This window comes from Roseibium sp. AWQ4_290 (assembly GCF_056160985.1).
The window spans coordinates 50,426-67,049 of the sequence record NZ_JBSWYG010000002.1 but is presented as its reverse complement, the minus strand read 5'-3'; the positions used below and the strand labels follow the sequence as shown (position 1 = coordinate 67,049).

General features: G+C 59.5%; 11 protein-coding genes and 4 tRNA genes. 3 read left to right on the top strand and 12 right to left on the bottom strand.

Going from position 1 to position 16,624, the window contains the following annotated elements:
* Positions 1-18: 18 nt before the first annotated feature.
* The 12 genes from rpoC to ACXAH0_RS02430 all read right to left on the bottom strand — a co-directional run bounded on the left by rpoC (position 19) and on the right by ACXAH0_RS02430 (position 13,919).
* On the bottom strand, positions 19-4,218 hold the full coding sequence (rpoC, locus tag ACXAH0_RS02485; protein ID WP_475186750.1) for a DNA-directed RNA polymerase subunit beta': 4,200 nt from the start codon (positions 4,216-4,218) through the stop codon (positions 19-21).
* Between the two features lie 92 nt (positions 4,219-4,310).
* On the bottom strand, positions 4,311-8,450 hold the full coding sequence (gene rpoB, locus ACXAH0_RS02480; RefSeq protein WP_475188826.1) for a DNA-directed RNA polymerase subunit beta: 4,140 nt from the start codon (positions 8,448-8,450) through the stop codon (positions 4,311-4,313).
* Between the two features lie 275 nt (positions 8,451-8,725).
* Complete coding sequence (rplL, locus tag ACXAH0_RS02475) at positions 8,726-9,103, bottom strand: 50S ribosomal protein L7/L12 (RefSeq protein ID WP_475186754.1); 378 nt, start codon at positions 9,101-9,103, stop codon at positions 8,726-8,728.
* A gap of 58 nt (positions 9,104-9,161) precedes the next feature.
* On the bottom strand, positions 9,162-9,680 hold the full coding sequence (rplJ, locus tag ACXAH0_RS02470) for a 50S ribosomal protein L10 (RefSeq protein WP_475186757.1): 519 nt from the start codon (positions 9,678-9,680) through the stop codon (positions 9,162-9,164).
* 318 nt (positions 9,681-9,998) lie between these two features.
* On the bottom strand, positions 9,999-10,697 hold the full coding sequence (gene rplA / locus ACXAH0_RS02465) for a 50S ribosomal protein L1 (protein ID WP_475186758.1): 699 nt from the start codon (positions 10,695-10,697) through the stop codon (positions 9,999-10,001).
* A gap of 4 nt (positions 10,698-10,701) precedes the next feature.
* A complete protein-coding gene (rplK, locus tag ACXAH0_RS02460; protein ID WP_475186760.1) occupies positions 10,702-11,130 on the bottom strand; it encodes a 50S ribosomal protein L11 in 429 nt (142 codons plus the stop codon).
* A 169-nt stretch (positions 11,131-11,299) separates the two neighbouring features.
* On the bottom strand, positions 11,300-11,830 hold the full coding sequence (nusG, locus tag ACXAH0_RS02455) for a transcription termination/antitermination protein NusG (RefSeq protein WP_475186763.1): 531 nt from the start codon (positions 11,828-11,830) through the stop codon (positions 11,300-11,302).
* A gap of 54 nt (positions 11,831-11,884) precedes the next feature.
* On the bottom strand, positions 11,885-12,088 hold the full coding sequence (secE, locus tag ACXAH0_RS02450) for a preprotein translocase subunit SecE (protein ID WP_475186766.1): 204 nt from the start codon (positions 12,086-12,088) through the stop codon (positions 11,885-11,887).
* Positions 12,089-12,193: 105 nt separating this feature from the next.
* Positions 12,194-12,269, bottom strand: a tRNA-Trp gene (locus ACXAH0_RS02445).
* A 108-nt stretch (positions 12,270-12,377) separates the two neighbouring features.
* On the bottom strand, positions 12,378-13,568 hold the full coding sequence (tuf, locus tag ACXAH0_RS02440; protein ID WP_475188824.1) for an elongation factor Tu: 1,191 nt from the start codon (positions 13,566-13,568) through the stop codon (positions 12,378-12,380).
* Between the two features lie 170 nt (positions 13,569-13,738).
* Positions 13,739-13,812 (bottom strand) — tRNA-Gly (locus tag ACXAH0_RS02435).
* A 22-nt stretch (positions 13,813-13,834) separates the two neighbouring features.
* A tRNA-Tyr gene (locus ACXAH0_RS02430) sits at positions 13,835-13,919 on the bottom strand.
* 788 nt (positions 13,920-14,707) lie between these two features.
* Here ACXAH0_RS02430 and ACXAH0_RS02425 point away from each other — a divergent pair.
* The 3 genes from ACXAH0_RS02425 to ACXAH0_RS02415 all read left to right on the top strand — a co-directional run bounded on the left by ACXAH0_RS02425 (position 14,708) and on the right by ACXAH0_RS02415 (position 16,414).
* Positions 14,708-15,544, top strand: a complete 837-nt coding sequence (locus ACXAH0_RS02425) for a TrmH family RNA methyltransferase (protein ID WP_475188821.1) — start codon at positions 14,708-14,710, stop codon at positions 15,542-15,544.
* Between the two features lie 205 nt (positions 15,545-15,749).
* Positions 15,750-15,825: transfer RNA gene (locus tag ACXAH0_RS02420), tRNA-Thr, on the top strand.
* 229 nt (positions 15,826-16,054) lie between these two features.
* Complete coding sequence (locus ACXAH0_RS02415) at positions 16,055-16,414, top strand: hypothetical protein (protein ID WP_475185050.1); 360 nt, start codon at positions 16,055-16,057, stop codon at positions 16,412-16,414.
* Positions 16,415-16,624: the final 210 nt, after the last annotated feature.

The window sequence follows — 16,624 nt, the reverse complement described above, 5'->3', positions numbered from 1 at the left end:
TCATCTTTTTGACACCGCTTATTCGGCGGCCCCGGTCATGTCTTCCAGAAGACCTTCCGCCGCGCTTTCCGAAGATTGCTGGCGCTGAGCTTCCTGGATGAGATCGTCCCGGTGAGAGGCGATCTTGCGGATCCGCTTCATCACCCCGCCGGTACCGGCCGGGATCAGGCGGCCCACAATGACGTTCTCCTTCAGACCGACCAGCGGGTCGGTCTTGCCGTTGACAGCCGCATCGGTCAAGACGCGGGTCGTTTCCTGGAAGGACGCGGCAGAGAAGAACGAGCGGGTTTGCAGAGACGCCTTGGTGATGCCAAGGAGAACCGGAGTGCCCTTGGCGGGGTCTTTCGCCTCGTCAATGGCCTTCTGGTTGGCTTCCTCGAAGTCGATCCTGTCGATCTGTTCGCCGGAGAAGAACTCCGTGTCACCCGGATCTGTGATCTCGATCTTCTGCAGCATCTGGCGGACAATCACTTCGATGTGCTTGTCGTTGATGGTCACACCCTGGAGCCGGTAGACTTCCTGGATCTCGTTGACGAGATAGGCCGCCAGCGCTTCCACGCCCTTGACCGCCAGAATGTCGTGCGGAGCCGGGTTGCCGTCGAGAATATACTCACCCTTTTCAATGGCGTCCCCTTCCTGAAGGTGGAAGTGCTTGCCTTTCGGGATCAGATATTCGACGGGCTCGACGCCATCCTCCGCCGGATCGATGATGATGCGGCGCTTGTTCTTGTAGTCCCGGCCGAAACGGATCGTGCCATCGATTTCGGCGATGATCGCATGATCCTTCGGACGGCGTGCTTCGAACAGTTCGGCAACGCGCGGCAGACCACCGGTGATGTCCTTTGTCTTGGCGCTTTCCAGCGGGATACGAGCCAGAACGTCACCGGCCTTGACCGTGGAGCCCGGCTGAACGGACAGAACCGCATCCACCGAGAGCATCAAGCGGGCATCAGAACCACGGGCGTTTTTCGAGATCGTGCCCTTGTCGTCCTTGATGACGATGGCAGGCTTGAGATCCGCACCGCGCTGGGAAGACCGCCAGTCGATAACAACACGCTTGGTGATGCCAGTCGCCTCATCGGCCGTTTCCTGAACGGACGCACCATCAACCAGATCCTCAAAGTCGACCACACCGTCGACTTCCGCCAGCATCGGACGGGTGTAGGGATCCCATTCGGCAATCCGCTGGCCGCGCTTGACCGCATCGCCTTCATCCACATGCAGCTTGGAGCCATAGGCGACCCGGTGGACCGCCCGCTCGTTGCCGTCGCTGTCGATCACAACGATGGACATGTTGCGGACCATGGCAATCAGGTTGCCTTCCGAATCCCGGTTCACGGACCGGTTCCGGATCTTGATGGTACCGTCCACGTTGGACTCGATGAAGGAGCTGTCGACAACCTGGGCCGTGCCGCCGATGTGGAACGTCCGCATCGTCAGCTGCGTGCCCGGCTCGCCGATGGACTGGGCCGCGATCACGCCGACGGCTTCGCCCATGTTGACCGGGGTCCCGCGCGCCAGGTCACGGCCGTAACAGGTCGCACACACGCCCGTTTCGGTTTCACAGGTCAGAACCGACCGGATCTTGATCTGCTGAACCTTGGCCGCTTCAACCGCCTCAACATCCTTCTCGTCGATCAGCTTGCCTCTCGGGACAAGCAATTCGCCAGTCTGGTTGTTGACCACGTCTTCCGCAGTGGTCCGGCCGAGAACGCGCATGCCAAGGGAGGCAATCACGTTGCCGGCATCGACAATCGGAGCCACGGTGATGCCGCGCTCGGAGCCACAATCCTGTTCCAGGATGATGGAATCCTGCGCCACATCCACCAGACGGCGGGTCAGATACCCGGAGTTCGCCGTCTTCAAGGCGGTGTCGGCCAGACCCTTACGGGCACCGTGGGTGGAGTTGAAGTACTCCAGAACCGACAGGCCTTCCTTGAAGTTGGAGATGATCGGGTTCTCGATGATGGAGCCGTCCGGCTTGGCCATCAGGCCGCGCATGCCCGCCAGCTGTTTCATCTGCTGGGGCGAGCCACGGGCACCGGAGTGGGACATCATGTAAACCGAGTTCATCGGTTTCTGACGCCCGGATTCCTCATCGATCTGGACCGCCTTAATGCGGGCCATCATCTCGTCAGCAATCTTGTCGGTGCATTTCGCCCAGGCGTCGACAACCTTGTTGTACTTCTCGCCCTGGGTGATCAGACCGTCATTATATTGCTGCTCGTATTCGGTCGCGAGCGACGCGGTTTCAGACACCAGCTTTTGCTTGGTGTCCGGGATGACCATGTCGTCCATGCCGAAGGAGATACCGGCGTTACAGGCATTTTTAAAGCCAAGCTGCATGATCCGGTCACAGAAGATAACCGTCTCCTTCTGACCGCAGGCACGGTAAACCGTGTCGATCATCTTGGAGATGTCCTTCTTGGTCATCAGCTTGTTGCAGACCTCGAACGGCACTTCGAAATGCTTGGGCAGAAGTTCTGCGATCAGCATCCGGCCCGGCGTGGTCTCGATGATCTCTGAGGTCGGGTTGCCGTCGGCGTCAACCGACTTGTACCGGCCCTTGACCTTCGTGTGCAGCGTGATGACCTTGTTGGCCAGTGCGTGGTGGATCTCGCCGATATCACCGAACGCCATGCCCTCGCCCGGCTCGCCTTCTGCCATGATGGACAGATAGTAGAGGCCGAGAACAATATCCTGCGACGGCACGATGATCGGGCCCCCGTTGGCCGGGTGCAGAATGTTGTTGGTGGACATCATCAGCGTGCGCGCTTCCAGCTGGGCTTCCAGCGACAGTGGCACGTGAACAGCCATCTGGTCCCCGTCAAAGTCGGCGTTGAACGCGGAACAGACGAGCGGGTGCAGCTGGATGGCCTTGCCTTCAATCAAGGTCGGTTCGAACGCCTGAATGCCAAGACGGTGCAGGGTCGGCGCACGGTTCAGGAGAACCGGGTGCTCGCGGATGACCTCATCCAGGATATCCCAGACTTCCGGACGCTCCTTTTCCACCAGCTTCTTCGCCTGTTTGACAGTCGAAGAGAAGCCCTTAGCGTCGAGGCGCGAATAAATGAACGGCTTGAACAGTTCAAGCGCCATCTTCTTCGGCAGGCCGCACTGATGCAGTTTCAGTTCCGGCCCAACTGTGATCACCGACCGGCCGGAATAGTCAACCCGCTTGCCGAGCAGGTTCTGGCGGAACCGGCCCTGCTTGCCCTTGAGCATGTCGGACAGGGACTTCAGCGGGCGCTTGTTGGCACCGGTGATGACCCGGCCGCGGCGGCCATTGTCGAACAGGGCATCCACGGATTCCTGAAGCATACGCTTCTCGTTCCGGATGATGATGTCCGGGGCACGCAGCTCCATCAGACGGCGCAGACGGTTGTTCCGGTTGATCACGCGGCGGTAGAGATCGTTCAGATCCGAGGTCGCGAACCGGCCGCCATCCAGCGGCACCAGCGGGCGTAGATCCGGCGGAATGACCGGGACGACGGTCATGATCATCCATTCCGGACGGTTGCCCGATTCCATGAAGGCTTCAATGACCTTCAGGCGCTTGGCCAGTTTCTTCGGCTTAAGCTCGGTGGTGGCTTCAGCGATTTCCTGGCGCAGCTTTTCGCTTTCGCGCTCCAGATCCATGCTCATCAGGATCTCGCGGATCGCCTCAGCACCGATCATCGCCGTGAAGGCGTCTTCGCCATATTCGTCCTGGGCTGCCACGAAGTCTTCTTCCGACAGAAGCTGATGCTGCTTCAGCGGGGTCAGGCCCGGCTCCAGAACCACATAGTTTTCGAAATACAGAACCCGTTCCAGATCCTTCAGCGTCATGTCGAGCAGCAGGCCAATGCGGCTCGGAAGCGACTTCAGGAACCAGATATGGGCAACGGGCGCGGCCAGTTCGATATGACCCATACGCTCGCGGCGGACCCGGGAAAGCGTGACTTCAACGCCACATTTTTCACAGATGACGCCTTTGTATTTCATGCGCTTATATTTGCCGCAAAGACATTCATAGTCCTTGATAGGGCCAAAGATACGCGCGCAGAACAGACCGTCCCGCTCCGGCTTGAATGTCCGGTAGTTGATGGTTTCCGGCTTTTTGATTTCGCCGAAAGACCAGGACAAGATCTTCTCCGGGCTCGCAAGCGAAATCCGGATATTGTCGAAGGTCTGTGTGGGAGCCTGCTGGTTAAACAGGTTCATGACCTCATGATTCATGATCCATCTCCTTCGATGCGCGGGCGGGGTGGGCGCGCTCTGGCCCCTCCCCGTCACCGGCATGCCAAGTCATTTGTGGTCCGTTGCCGGGGTTATTCTGCAGCGTCTGCAGTTTCTTCCTCGCCAATCATGGGTGCGTCAGTGCGTTGAAGTTCCACATTGAGCCCCAGGGACCGCATTTCCTTCACAAGCACGTTGAAGCTTTCCGGAATACCAGCCTCGAAGGTGTCGTCCCCGCGCACGATGGCCTCATAGACCTTCGTCCGGCCGGCAACGTCATCCGACTTGACCGTCAGCATTTCCTGCAGCGTATAGGCTGCACCATAAGCTTCAAGCGCCCAGACCTCCATTTCCCCGAAGCGCTGGCCACCGAACTGCGCCTTGCCCCCCAGCGGCTGCTGGGTCACAAGCGAGTACGGGCCAATGGAACGGGCATGGATCTTGTCGTCCACCAGGTGGTGCAGCTTCAACATGTAAATGTAGCCCACAGTCACCTTGCGGTCGAACTCTTCACCGGTCCGCCCGTCATAAAGGACGGACTGGCCGCTCGCATCGTATCCGGCAATGTTGAGGGCCTCGACCACATCGGGCTCCCGGGCGCCATCGAAGACCGGGGTTGCAATCGAAACGCCCTTCTTCAGCTGGTCCGCCAGGCGCACGATGCCTTCGTCATCATATTCCTTGACGTTGTCGCCCTTCATGTTGTCGCCATAGATCTCGACGATCTTGCCGCGCAGCTGCTCGATCTGGCCGGAGCGCTTGTACTCTTCGTACATTTCCCCGATCCGGTGGCCCATGCCCCGGCAGGCCCACCCCAGGTGGGTTTCCAGAATCTGGCCCACATTCATACGAGAGGGCACGCCGAGCGGGTTCAACACGATGTCCACATGGGTTCCGTCTTCCAGGAACGGCATGTCTTCACACGGGTTGATCTTGGAGACCACGCCCTTGTTGCCGTGACGGCCGGCCATCTTGTCGCCCGGCTGAAGCTTGCGCTTCACGGCCACAAACACTTTGACCATCTTCATGACGCCAGGGGGAAGCTCGTCACCGCGCTGCAACTTTTCGACCTTGTCGATGAACCGCTGCTCCAGACGCTTGCGGCTGTCGTCATACTGGCCGCGCAGGGCTTCGATTTCGGACATGAACTTCTCGTCGTCGGTGGCAAACTGCCACCACTGCGAGCGCGGGAAGTCATTCAGAACATCCCCGGTCAGGTCCGTGTCCTTCTTGAAGCCTTTCGGGCCGGCAACAGCCACCTTGTCCATCAGCATCTCGGCCAGACGGCCATAGACGTTACGGTCAAGGATCGCCTGCTCGTCGTCCCGGTCCTTGGCGAGGCGTTCGATTTCCTCGCGCTCGATCGCCATGGCGCGTTCGTCTTTTTCAACGCCGTGGCGGTTGAAGACGCGCACTTCGACGACCGTGCCGGAAACCCCCGGCGGCAGGCGCAGGGACGTGTCGCGCACGTCGGACGCCTTTTCTCCGAAGATGGCGCGCAGAAGCTTTTCTTCCGGTGTCATCGGGCTCTCGCCCTTCGGGGTGATCTTGCCGACCAGAATGTCGCCCGGGTTAAGCTCCGCACCGATATAGACGATGCCGGCCTCATCGAGGTTCTTCAGCGCTTCTTCCGACACATTCGGAATGTCGCGGGTGATTTCTTCCGGGCCGAGCTTGGTGTCACGGGCCATCACCTCAAATTCCTCAAGGTGGATCGAGGTGAAGACATCATCGGACACGATGCGCTCGGACAGAAGGATGGAGTCCTCGAAGTTGTAGCCGTTCCAGGGCATGAACGCGACCAGCACGTTCCGGCCCAGGGCCAGATCGCCGAGATCGGTCGATGGACCGTCCGCGATGATGTCACCCTTGTGGACCCGGTCCCCGACACGCACCAGCGGACGCTGGTTGATACAGGTGTTCTGGTTGGAGCGCTGGAACTTCTGCAGCCGATAGATATCGACGCCGGACTTGCCCGGATCGAGTTCTTCGGTTGCCCGGATGACGATACGGGTCGCATCCACCTGGTCGACCACACCGGCCCGGCGGGCGCCGATGGCCGCCCCGGAATCCCGGGCCACGACCGGCTCCATGCCCGTGCCGACAAACGGCGCTTCGGCGCGCACAAGCGGCACGGCCTGACGCTGCATGTTCGAACCCATCAGCGCGCGGTTGGCGTCATCGTTCTCAAGGAACGGAATGAGCGCCGCCGCAACCGACACAAGCTGCTTCGGCGACACGTCCATCAGGTCGACCTTGTCGGACGGAACCATCATGTTTTCACCGGCGTGGCGGCAGGTGATCAGCTCGGTGGTGAACCGGCCGTCCGCGTCATATTCAGCATTCGACTGGGCCACATAGTGCTTGGCTTCTTCCATGGCCGACAGATAGACAACGTCGTTGGTCACGACCCCGTCCTTCACCTTCCGGTACGGGCTTTCAATAAAGCCGTATTTGTTCACACGGGCAAAGGTCGCCAGGGAGTTGATCAAACCGATGTTCGGGCCTTCCGGCGTCTCGATCGGACAGATCCGGCCGTAGTGGGTCGGGTGCACGTCGCGCACCTCAAAGCCGGCCCGCTCACGAGTCAGACCGCCCGGGCCAAGGGCCGAAAGGCGGCGCTTGTGGGTGACTTCAGATAGCGGGTTGGTCTGGTCCATGAACTGGGACAGCTGCGAGGAACCGAAAAACTCGCGCACGGCGGCAGCCGCCGGCTTGGCGTTGATCAGATCCTGCGGCATGACCGTGTCGATCTCAACGGAGCTCATGCGCTCCTTGATCGCGCGCTCCATGCGCAACAGGCCGACCCGGTACTGGTTTTCCATCAGCTCGCCGACAGAGCGTACCCGGCGGTTGCCCAGATTGTCGATGTCGTCGATGTCGCCCTTGCCGTCGCGCAGCTCCAGAAGCACCCGGATGACCTCAAGAATGTCGTCCTTGCGCAGGGTGCGGACCGTGTCCTCGCACTCCAGATCAAGACGCATGTTCATCTTGACCCGGCCGACGGCGGACAGATCATAGCGCTCGTCGTCAAAGAACAGGGACTGGAACATCGCCTCGGCGGTGTCTATGGTGGGCGGCTCGCCCGGACGCATCACCCGGTAGATGTCAAAAAGCGCATCCTCACGGGATTCGTTCTTGTCGACGGCCAGGGTGTTGCGGATATAGGGGCCGGTATTGACGTGGTCGATGTCCAGCATCGGCAGGTCGTGATAGCCCCGCTCCACCAGTTCTTCCAGCAGCTTGCCGGTGATCTCGTCACCAGCTTCGGCATAGATCTCACCGGTCTGCAGATCGACAATGTCTTCACCCAGATACTGGCCATGCAGATCCTCGTCAGTCACCTTGAGAGCGGTCACGCCCTTTTCGCCGAGCTGGCGGATGGTGCGCGCCGTGATCTTGCGGCCGCCCTCGATCACAACTTCGCCGCTATCGGCGTCAATCATGTCATAGGAGGCCTTGGTGCCCTTCAGCCGGTCGCCGTCAAACGGCATCCGCCAGGACCCGTCCTTCTGGCGGGTGTAGTCGATCCGCTTGTAGAAAGTGTTCAGAATTTCTTCGCCGTCGAGGCCGAGGGCCATCAGCAGCGAGGTCACCGGGATCTTGCGGCGGCGGTCGATCCGGGCATGGACGATGTCCTTGGCGTCGAACTCGATATCCAGCCAGGAGCCGCGATAGGGAATGACGCGCGCGGCAAACAGGAGCTTGCCGGAGGAATGGGTCTTGCCCTTGTCATGGTCAAAGAACACACCGGGAGACCGGTGCATCTGGGAGACGATCACACGCTCGGTGCCGTTGACGATGAAGGTGCCGTTGTCGGTCATGAACGGCATGTCGCCCATGTAGACATCCTGCTCCTTGATGTCCTTGACGGACTTGGCGCCGGTGTCTTCGTCCACGTCGAAAACGATCAGACGCAGGGTCACCTTCAGCGGCGCAGCAAAAGTCATGTCGCGCTGGCGGCACTCGTCCACGTCATATTTGGGAGCTTCAAACTCGAAGGACACAAATTCCAGAAGGGATGTGCCCGCAAAATCAGAGATGGGAAATACGGACTGGAAGACCGCTTCAAGGCCTTCATTCTTGCGGCCACCGCCCGGCATCTCGTCGACCTGCAGAAACTGGTCGTAGGATGCTTTTTGTACCTCGATGAGATTGGGCATTGCCGCGACATCGCGGATCGATCCGAAATATTTACGGACCTTTTTGCGACCGTTGAACGTTTGGGTCATTGTCGCTCCTCGTATCGGCCGGGTAACGGCTTCCCGAAACGCCCCTTGTCCAATCGGGCTGCCCTGCCCGGGCGCTTCGGAAAACCGTCCCCCAAAGATCAACCTTCTGATTTCAAAACAGAAAAGTTGACCGGTTCATGGGGCCCAGAGCCTCTGTCATGCCTCATACACAACAGCTGGCCCTAGTGGTGCGTTTGCCCCGGAAACGGGTTGGACCCGCCGGGGCAACAAACGGTCCCGGAAAACCGGGACCGCTCAAAAGGCCGAGGCCTTTATTACTTCAGCTCGACAGAAGCGCCTGCTTCTTCCAGCTTCTTCTTCAGTTCTTCAGCTTCGTCCTTGGCAACGCCTTCCTTGACAGCCTTCGGAGCGGACTCAACGAGTTCCTTGGCTTCCTTCAGGCCCAGGCCGGTGATGGCACGGACTTCCTTGATGACGTTGATTTTCTTGTCGCCGGCAGAAGCCAGAACAACGTCAAATTCAGTTTTCTCTTCAGCTGCAGCAGCTTCACCGCCACCACCAGCAACAGCAGCAACTGCAACCGGAGCAGCAGCAGAAACGCCCCACTTCTCTTCCAGAAGCTTGCTGAGTTCAGCAGCTTCCATGACAGTCAGCGTGGACAGTTCTTCAACGAGCTTTTCAAGATCAGCCATTTTCTTAGTACCTTAAGTTCGAACCAGATGTGGTTTCGTTAGACAGTGTTTGGGCGCCTTATGCGGCTTCGTCCTTGTCGCCATACGCGCCGAAGACGCGGGCAAGCTGCCCGGCCGGTGCGTTGACAACCTGAGCGATCCGGCTTGCCGGGGTCTGGATCATGCCAACCAGTTTCGCGCGCAGCTCATCGAGCGACGGCATGGTTGCCAGAGACTTGACCCCATCCGGGTTCAGGTTGGTCGTTCCAAGAGCACCGCCAAGAATCGCAAACTGTTCGTTTGCCTTGGCGAAGTCGACGGCTGCTTTCGGTGCGGCTACCGGGTCCTCGGAATAAACGAGAACGGTAGGGCCCTGAAACAGGTCGGAGATATGCTCAAGGTCGGTGCCTTTAAGGGCGAGTTTCACAAGGCGGTTTTTTGCGACTTTCACAGCGCCGCCGGCTTCACGCACGGATGCCCGCAAGGCGGTCATCTGTGCAACCGAAAGACCTGCATAGTGCGCGACAACAACGACGCCGGTGCCTTCCAGCTCGGCGTTGAAGGACGTCACGAACTCGTGCTTTTCCGCTCTTTCCACTTGCCTTCTCCATTTGATGGCGGAACCGCCACCGGTTTACCTTTGCCGCCAAGCAGGTGGCCCCGAACCCGGGACCGCCCGAAAGACGGCGCTCAGGGTCCTGTCCCCCCGCCATCGCGCAAAACGCGCTGGCAAGGTCTGGTTCGAACCGTGTCGTCCGCCGGAGCGGAAAAATCCGGTTCTCACCCATCTATGCAGGCCTTTGGGCTTAAGCCGGTTTCCCGGCACCTGCAGTCTCGGACAGGGCAACCCGGCGGAACCCGCCGGGTCTTTCTCCGGCCTTGCGGCCGGAAACTTGGTCAATCCGGTCAGGCCGGATTATTCGCTGGCAACGCTTGCCAGATCGATCTTCACGCCCGGGCCCATGGTGGAGGACACGGCAATGCGCTTCAGATAGGAGCCTTTGGCGCCAGACGGCTTGGCCTTCTGGACAGCGTCCAAAAGAGCCTTGACGTTCTCAGTGATCGCTTCCTGAGAGAAGGACACCTTGCCAACACCGGCATGGACGATCCCGGCCTTTTCAACGCGGAACTGAACAGCACCGCCCTTGGCATCGTTCACGGCAGCCTTGACATCGGGCGTCACGGTGCCAACCTTCGGGTTCGGCATCAGGCCGCGCGGGCCCAGAACCTTACCGAGACGGCCAACCAGCGGCATCATGTCCGGGGTTGCAATGCAGCGGTCAAAGTCGATCTTGCCGCCCTGCACTTCCTGGACCAGCTCTTCAGCGCCCACAATGTCAGCACCGGCAGCCTTGGCTTCCTCAGCCTTGTCGCCGCGCGCGAACACGGCAACCTTGACGGTCTTGCCCGTGCCATTCGGCAGCACACAGACACCACGGACCATCTGGTCCGCATGGCGCGGGTCAACACCCAGATTGATCGCAACTTCGACGGTTTCGTCGAATTTGGTCTTGGAGCGCTCTTTCACCAGGCCAATCGCCTCGTCCAGAGCATACAGCTTGTTGGCGTCGATGCCGTCACGAGCTGCTTTCAAACGTTTTCCAACCTTCGCCATGATCTTACTCCGTTACCTCAAGGCCCATGGAGCGGGCGGAGCCTTCAACCATCAACATTGCTGCATCGACGTCGTTGGCGTTCAGATCCTTCATCTTGGCTTCGGCGATTTCCTTCACCTGCGCCTTGGTCACGGACCCGACGGTGCCGCGGCCCGGGGTCTGGGACCCTTTCTGCAGTTTGGCAGCCTTCTTCAGAAAGAAGCTCACCGGTGCAGTCTTCACTTCAAACGTGAAGGACTTGTCGGAGAAGTAAGTGATCACGGTCGGGCACGGTGCACCCTTTTCAACATCCTGGGTCTGGGCATTGAACGCCTTACAGAATTCCATAATGTTCAGACCACGCTGACCAAGCGCCGGCCCGATAGGGGGCGACGGGGTCGCGGAGCCTGCCGGCACCTGAAGCTTCAGGAAGCCTTCAATTTTCTTCGCCATATCTGTCTCCAGTCTTCTGACGCCGGACGGCAACCCGGCCTCTTGGGAGCTGGTGGTGCGGCCCGCGCCGATGCCCGGCGAAGAGCATCAGGACCTACCACCTGAGTTTACCCAGCCCGGAGATCACCTCCGGCCCAGGCGCTTGAGCCGCCCGCAGGGCGGCAAACAGTCAGAGCTTGTCGACCTGACCGAATTCCAGTTCCACCGGTGTTGCGCGGCCGAAGATGGACACGGCCACCTTGAGGCGCGCCCGTTCGTCGTCAACTTCTTCCACAAGGCCGGAGAAGGACGCAAACGGACCATCGGACACACGCACCTGCTCACCAACCTCGAAGCTGACGGTCGGCTTCGGCCGGTCCACGCCTTCCTGCACCTGGTTGATGATGCGCATGGCCTCTTTTTCCGGGATCGGCATCGGTTTCTGGTCCGCGCCCAGGAACCCGGTCACTTTCGGCGTATCCTTGATCAGGTGAAACGCCTCGTTGGTCATTTCCATCTTCACCAGCACATAACCGGGAAAGAACTTGCGCTCGGCATCCACCTTACGGCCCCGGCGCACCTCAACGACCTTTTCCATCGGAACGAGGATTTCCTCAAACAGATCGGTCAGACCTTTCTGCTCAGCCTTCTCGCGGATGGAATCGGCGACCTTTTTCTCAAAATTGGAATAGGCGTGCACAATATACCAGCGCTTGGCCATGGTTCTCAGTTCCGTTTCTTGTTCTTGTCTACAAACCGGGCGGCCGGCCTACATTCAACCGCCGACACCCACACCCAGAAGATAGCCGATCCCAAGGCTCATCAGCTGATCCGCGAGGAGGAAGAAAATCGACGCAATCACAACCATGACGAACACCATCAAGGTGGTCACCGTGGTTTCCTTGCGCGTCGGCCACGTCACTTTGGACGTTTCGGAGCGCACTTCCTGGATGAATTTAAAGGGATTGGTCTTCGCCATTCCGATTCCGGTCTGTTAAATACGAGTGGGCGCGCGAATTAACTTCGCGCGCCTCACTCGAGGAAACTCTTTAAGCCCTCGAGGCAAATGAATCAAGAGCAAATTTGGCAGGGGCAGCAGGGTTCGAACCCGCGACCTACGGTTTTGGAGACCGTCGCTCTACCAGCTGAGCTATACCCCTTCAGAAGGCTGCTTCCGCAGCTTTGCTCCTGATACCCTCTCAAGCCACGCACCGCAAGACTTAAGAAGCAGCCCTGCCGGACACAAGCCCGGCAGGACAAAACTCATCTTATTCGATGATGGATGCGACGACGCCGGCGCCGACGGTACGGCCACCTTCGCGGATTGCGAAGCGCAGGCCTTCTTCCATGGCGATCGGCACGATCAGCTCAACGTCCACAGAGACGTTGTCGCCCGGCATCACCATTTCCGTACCTTCCGGCAGAGACACAACACCCGTCACGTCCGTCGTACGGAAGTAGAACTGCGGACGGTAGTTGGTGAAGAACGGCGTGTGACGGCCACCCTCTTCCTTCGTCAGGATGTAGGCTTCAGCCTTGAACTTCGTGTGCGGGGTCACAGAACCCGGCTTGCACAGAACCTGGCCACGCTCAACATCTTCACGGCCAACGCCGCGGATCAGCGCACCGATGTTGTCGCCCGCTTCGCCGCTGTCCAGCAGCTTGCGGAACATTTCAACGCCGGTCACCGTCGTCTTCGAAGTGTCCTTGATGCCGACGATCTCGACTTCTTCACCAACGGTGATGATGCCGCGCTCAACACGGCCGGTCACAACCGTGCCGCGGCCGGAGATCGAGAAAACGTCTTCGATCGGCATCAGGAACGGCTGATCCTTCGGACGCTCTGGCGTCGGGATGTAGTCGTCAACCTGCGCCATAAGCTCGCGGATCGCGTCACGGCCAATCGCCGCATCACGGTCTTCAACAGCCGCAAGGGCAGAACCCTTCACGATCGGAATGTCGTCACCCGGGAACTCGTAGGAAGACAGCAGCTCGCGGATTTCCATTTCAACCAGCTCAAGCAGCTCTTCGTCGTCGACCTGGTCAACCTTGTTCATGAAAACAACAAGCGCCGGAACGCCAACCTGACGGGCAAGCAGGATGTGCTCGCGCGTCTGCGGCATCGGGCCGTCTGCCGAAGACACAACCAGAATGCCGCCATCCATCTGCGCAGCACCCGTGATCATGTTCTTCACGTAGTCAGCGTGACCCGGGCAGTCAACGTGAGCGTAGTGACGGTTTTCCGTCTCATACTCAACATGCGCCGTGGAGATCGTGATCCCGCGAGCCTTTTCTTCAGGCGCGCCGTCAATCTCGTCATACGCTTTGGCTTCAGCGCCGCCGGCTTCGGCAAGCGTCATCGTGATTGCTGCTGTCAGCGTCGTCTTGCCATGGTCAACGTGGCCAATCGTGCCAATGTTAACGTGCGGCTTCGTGCGCTCAAATTTTTCCTTCGCCATCGGCGTCGCTCTCTGTCCAATACTCGGTTCGGTCGATATAGGCTCGAGTCGGGCCACTCTCCGGCGCCTTGGACAGATCCGCGAGCGACGAATTGCTTCCCGTAGAACTATTTTTCAGGATTTCCGGGCGAAAGAGCCTTCCGTTCCGGACACTCCGGTTAGCCCCATGATGGAGCGGGTGAAGGGAATCGAACCCTCGTCGTCAGCTTGGAAGGCTGCTGCTCTACCATTGAGCTACACCCGCACAACGAGAGAACCAGGAACGATGGTGGAGGAGGTTGGATTCGAACCAACGTAGGCATAGCCAACGGATTTACAGTCCGTCCCCTTTAGCCACTCGGGCACTCCTCCATCTCGTCCTGCTTCACGCCGAAGCGATCAGGATGGCTTTTACCGGAGAGCCCGCCCGGAAGGGGCGAGCAATCCCGTGGCGCGTGTTATGCAGATGCGGCCCTGCCGTGTCAACGCTGATTTTGCAAAGAAATGCACAAAATCAGGATGACGTTCGAAACACCTGCTCCGAACGCTCGAGAATGCCTTGCTTGCCGTCTGCACGAGAGTGCCTTCCCCAGGGCCCGATGTCACGGTTTCCCGCCCCTTTTCCCGTTCATGGCCCCAGCTTAACGCTGTACCTGTGGACAACTTGGCGCGCCTGCCTGGCGTCCCCATAGGGGTCGCCTGAAAGTGTCACACCTTTGAAAAAACAGTCCCTTCCTGGTTCTTGTACCGAAGCGAAGGCCGTGTCAGAGCCGCAAATGGAGCCGAGCGCGCGCCTGAACGACAGACCGCCAGCATGAAAGCTCAGCCCCTTTTTGATGCGAGACCTCGCCCTTCTTCCAAGAAACAGGAAAGTCCATTCAGCGAAGCCTCCCACCTGCGCCGCCCCGCACGGGATGCGACACCACCCACGGCAGCGGATATAGAGCGCCGCCGCTCAAAGGTCCCGGCGCGGCGGCCCGGACGGTGCGAGCGCCAAGACAGATCCATGAGCATAACAGGACGCAACAACCGCCGCCCCCTGATGAGATGCCCCTTCGGACCCTCAATCTTCCAAGAGGACTGCGTGATCTGGCCTATGAAACGATACGGCAGACGGCTGCCCCCTTCCCCTGGCCCCGGTTTGGCGCTAGAGCTGCCCCATGACGCAGAATTCAAATTCGGACCGGCCAAAACCGGCCAGATCCCGCTCCGGCACGCCGTCCGGCGCCCGCTTTTCCAAAAAGGCAGGCGGCAAGCCGGGCCCGCGCCGCCCGGGCCTTCCGCCCGAAGGCCCCGTCCTTCTTTATGGGCTGCACACGGTTGAAGCCGCCTTTGCCAATCCCGACCGCAAGCGGCTGAAGCTTTATGCCACCGAAAACGCGCAGAACCGGCTGTCGGAGCGCAGTGTTGCCATAGATGTGCCGGTGGAGACCCTGATGCCAAGGGCCCTCGACAGGATGGTGACCAAGGACGCAGTCCACCAGGGCATGATTCTGGAGGCCGATCCCCTGCCCGCCTATGGGGTGGAAGAACTGAAAGGCGCCCGGCTGGTTCTGGCCCTGGACCAGGTGACAGACCCCCATAATGTGGGTGCAATCCTGCGCTCGGCCGTGGCTCTTGACGCGGATGCGGTGGTAACCACCGAACGCCACGCTCCGGAAGAAGGCCCGGTGCTTGCCAAATCCGCCTCTGGTGCGCTCGACATGATCAAACATGTGCGGGTGAAGAACATGGCCCGCTTTGTCACCGAAATGAAAACCCAGGGCTTCGGCGCCATCGCGCTGGACAGCGACGGTCCGGCCAGCCTTGAAGACACGCAGTTCACGGACAAGACGGTTCTGGTGCTTGGCTCTGAGGGCAAAGGCGTCCGCCAGGGGGTGCGCGAGGCCTGCGGCCTGCTGGCCCGGCTCGACATGCCCGGTGAGATCCGCTCTTTGAACGTCTCCAACGCGGCAGTGCTGTCCTTATATGTGGCGCGCATGAAGATGGGCCTCTGACACGCCAAAGGGTCAATTGCTCCGTACTCGGGCTTCAATGATCTCCGCCCATGCGTCACCACCGCCCCCTGCCCGGATTATCCACAGAGGCAATGCAATTTTTCAAAGGGTCTGAGGGGCTTGGCGGTTTTTTAGCCGTCTTGCCACAAAAAACGTCTTCAGGGCATGGACAAGCCGCCGCAATCTGGTAGAAGCCTTTCCCGGCGCCGGTATAGCTCAGCTGGTAGAGCACGTGATTTGTAATCTCGGGGTCGCGGGTTCGAATCCTGCTGCCGGCACCATGAACTCCCTGATTTTTTGATATTTTCCTCATCTTACGCTTATGCGCCAACAAGCACGTTGCGGTTCGTCAGGGTGTTGCTGAAAATTCCAGCAGACCGCAGCTTGGCCGGAGCACCGCAAGCCCCTTCGCTTATGGTAAACTTCACACTCTGGACCGGGAAGCGCAAAGCCTTTCCAGACACGGGCGATTTGCGCCGTTCCCCCTCTCGATGTGAAAGGAACGCGAGTGTGACCAATCCATTTGACGTCTGGGCCCCGATTTTCAAGGCCCCATTTTCCGGGAATGTCACCCAGGAAATCGTTCCGCGGTTTTTGTCGCCGGAGATCAAGGGCAATATCGAGCTGGAACAGAAGATCCAGACCGATGTGGCCAGTTACGGCAAACAGCTTGGCAAGATCCTCGAAGCCCTTCAGACCCTGTCGACAGCCACAGCCACGCCCCTGCCGGACATTGACAGGCTGGTCGAGGAGATTGAAGCCGTCAAAGACAGGAACAAGGACACGCTGCAGACCGAAGCGGAAGCAGCTCTGGCAAAACTGAAAGCGGCTGATGAAACCGCCTGGCAGCGGCTGGTGAAAGCATCCTGAAAATCCGCTTCGCCTGTCCGGGATCAGATTCCCCAGGGTGTGCCGCACTTATGTGAAGGCGATCTGTGTTCTCTTTGCGGTTATCGCTCTGATTTCAGGCCGTAAGACGGGAAGCTGACGGAACGCGATGCCTCTAACAAAAGAAAAACCGCCCGCCGGAACGGCGGACGGGTTCGATTCCCAAGCAGCCTTGCACCGGCCCCGGCGCGG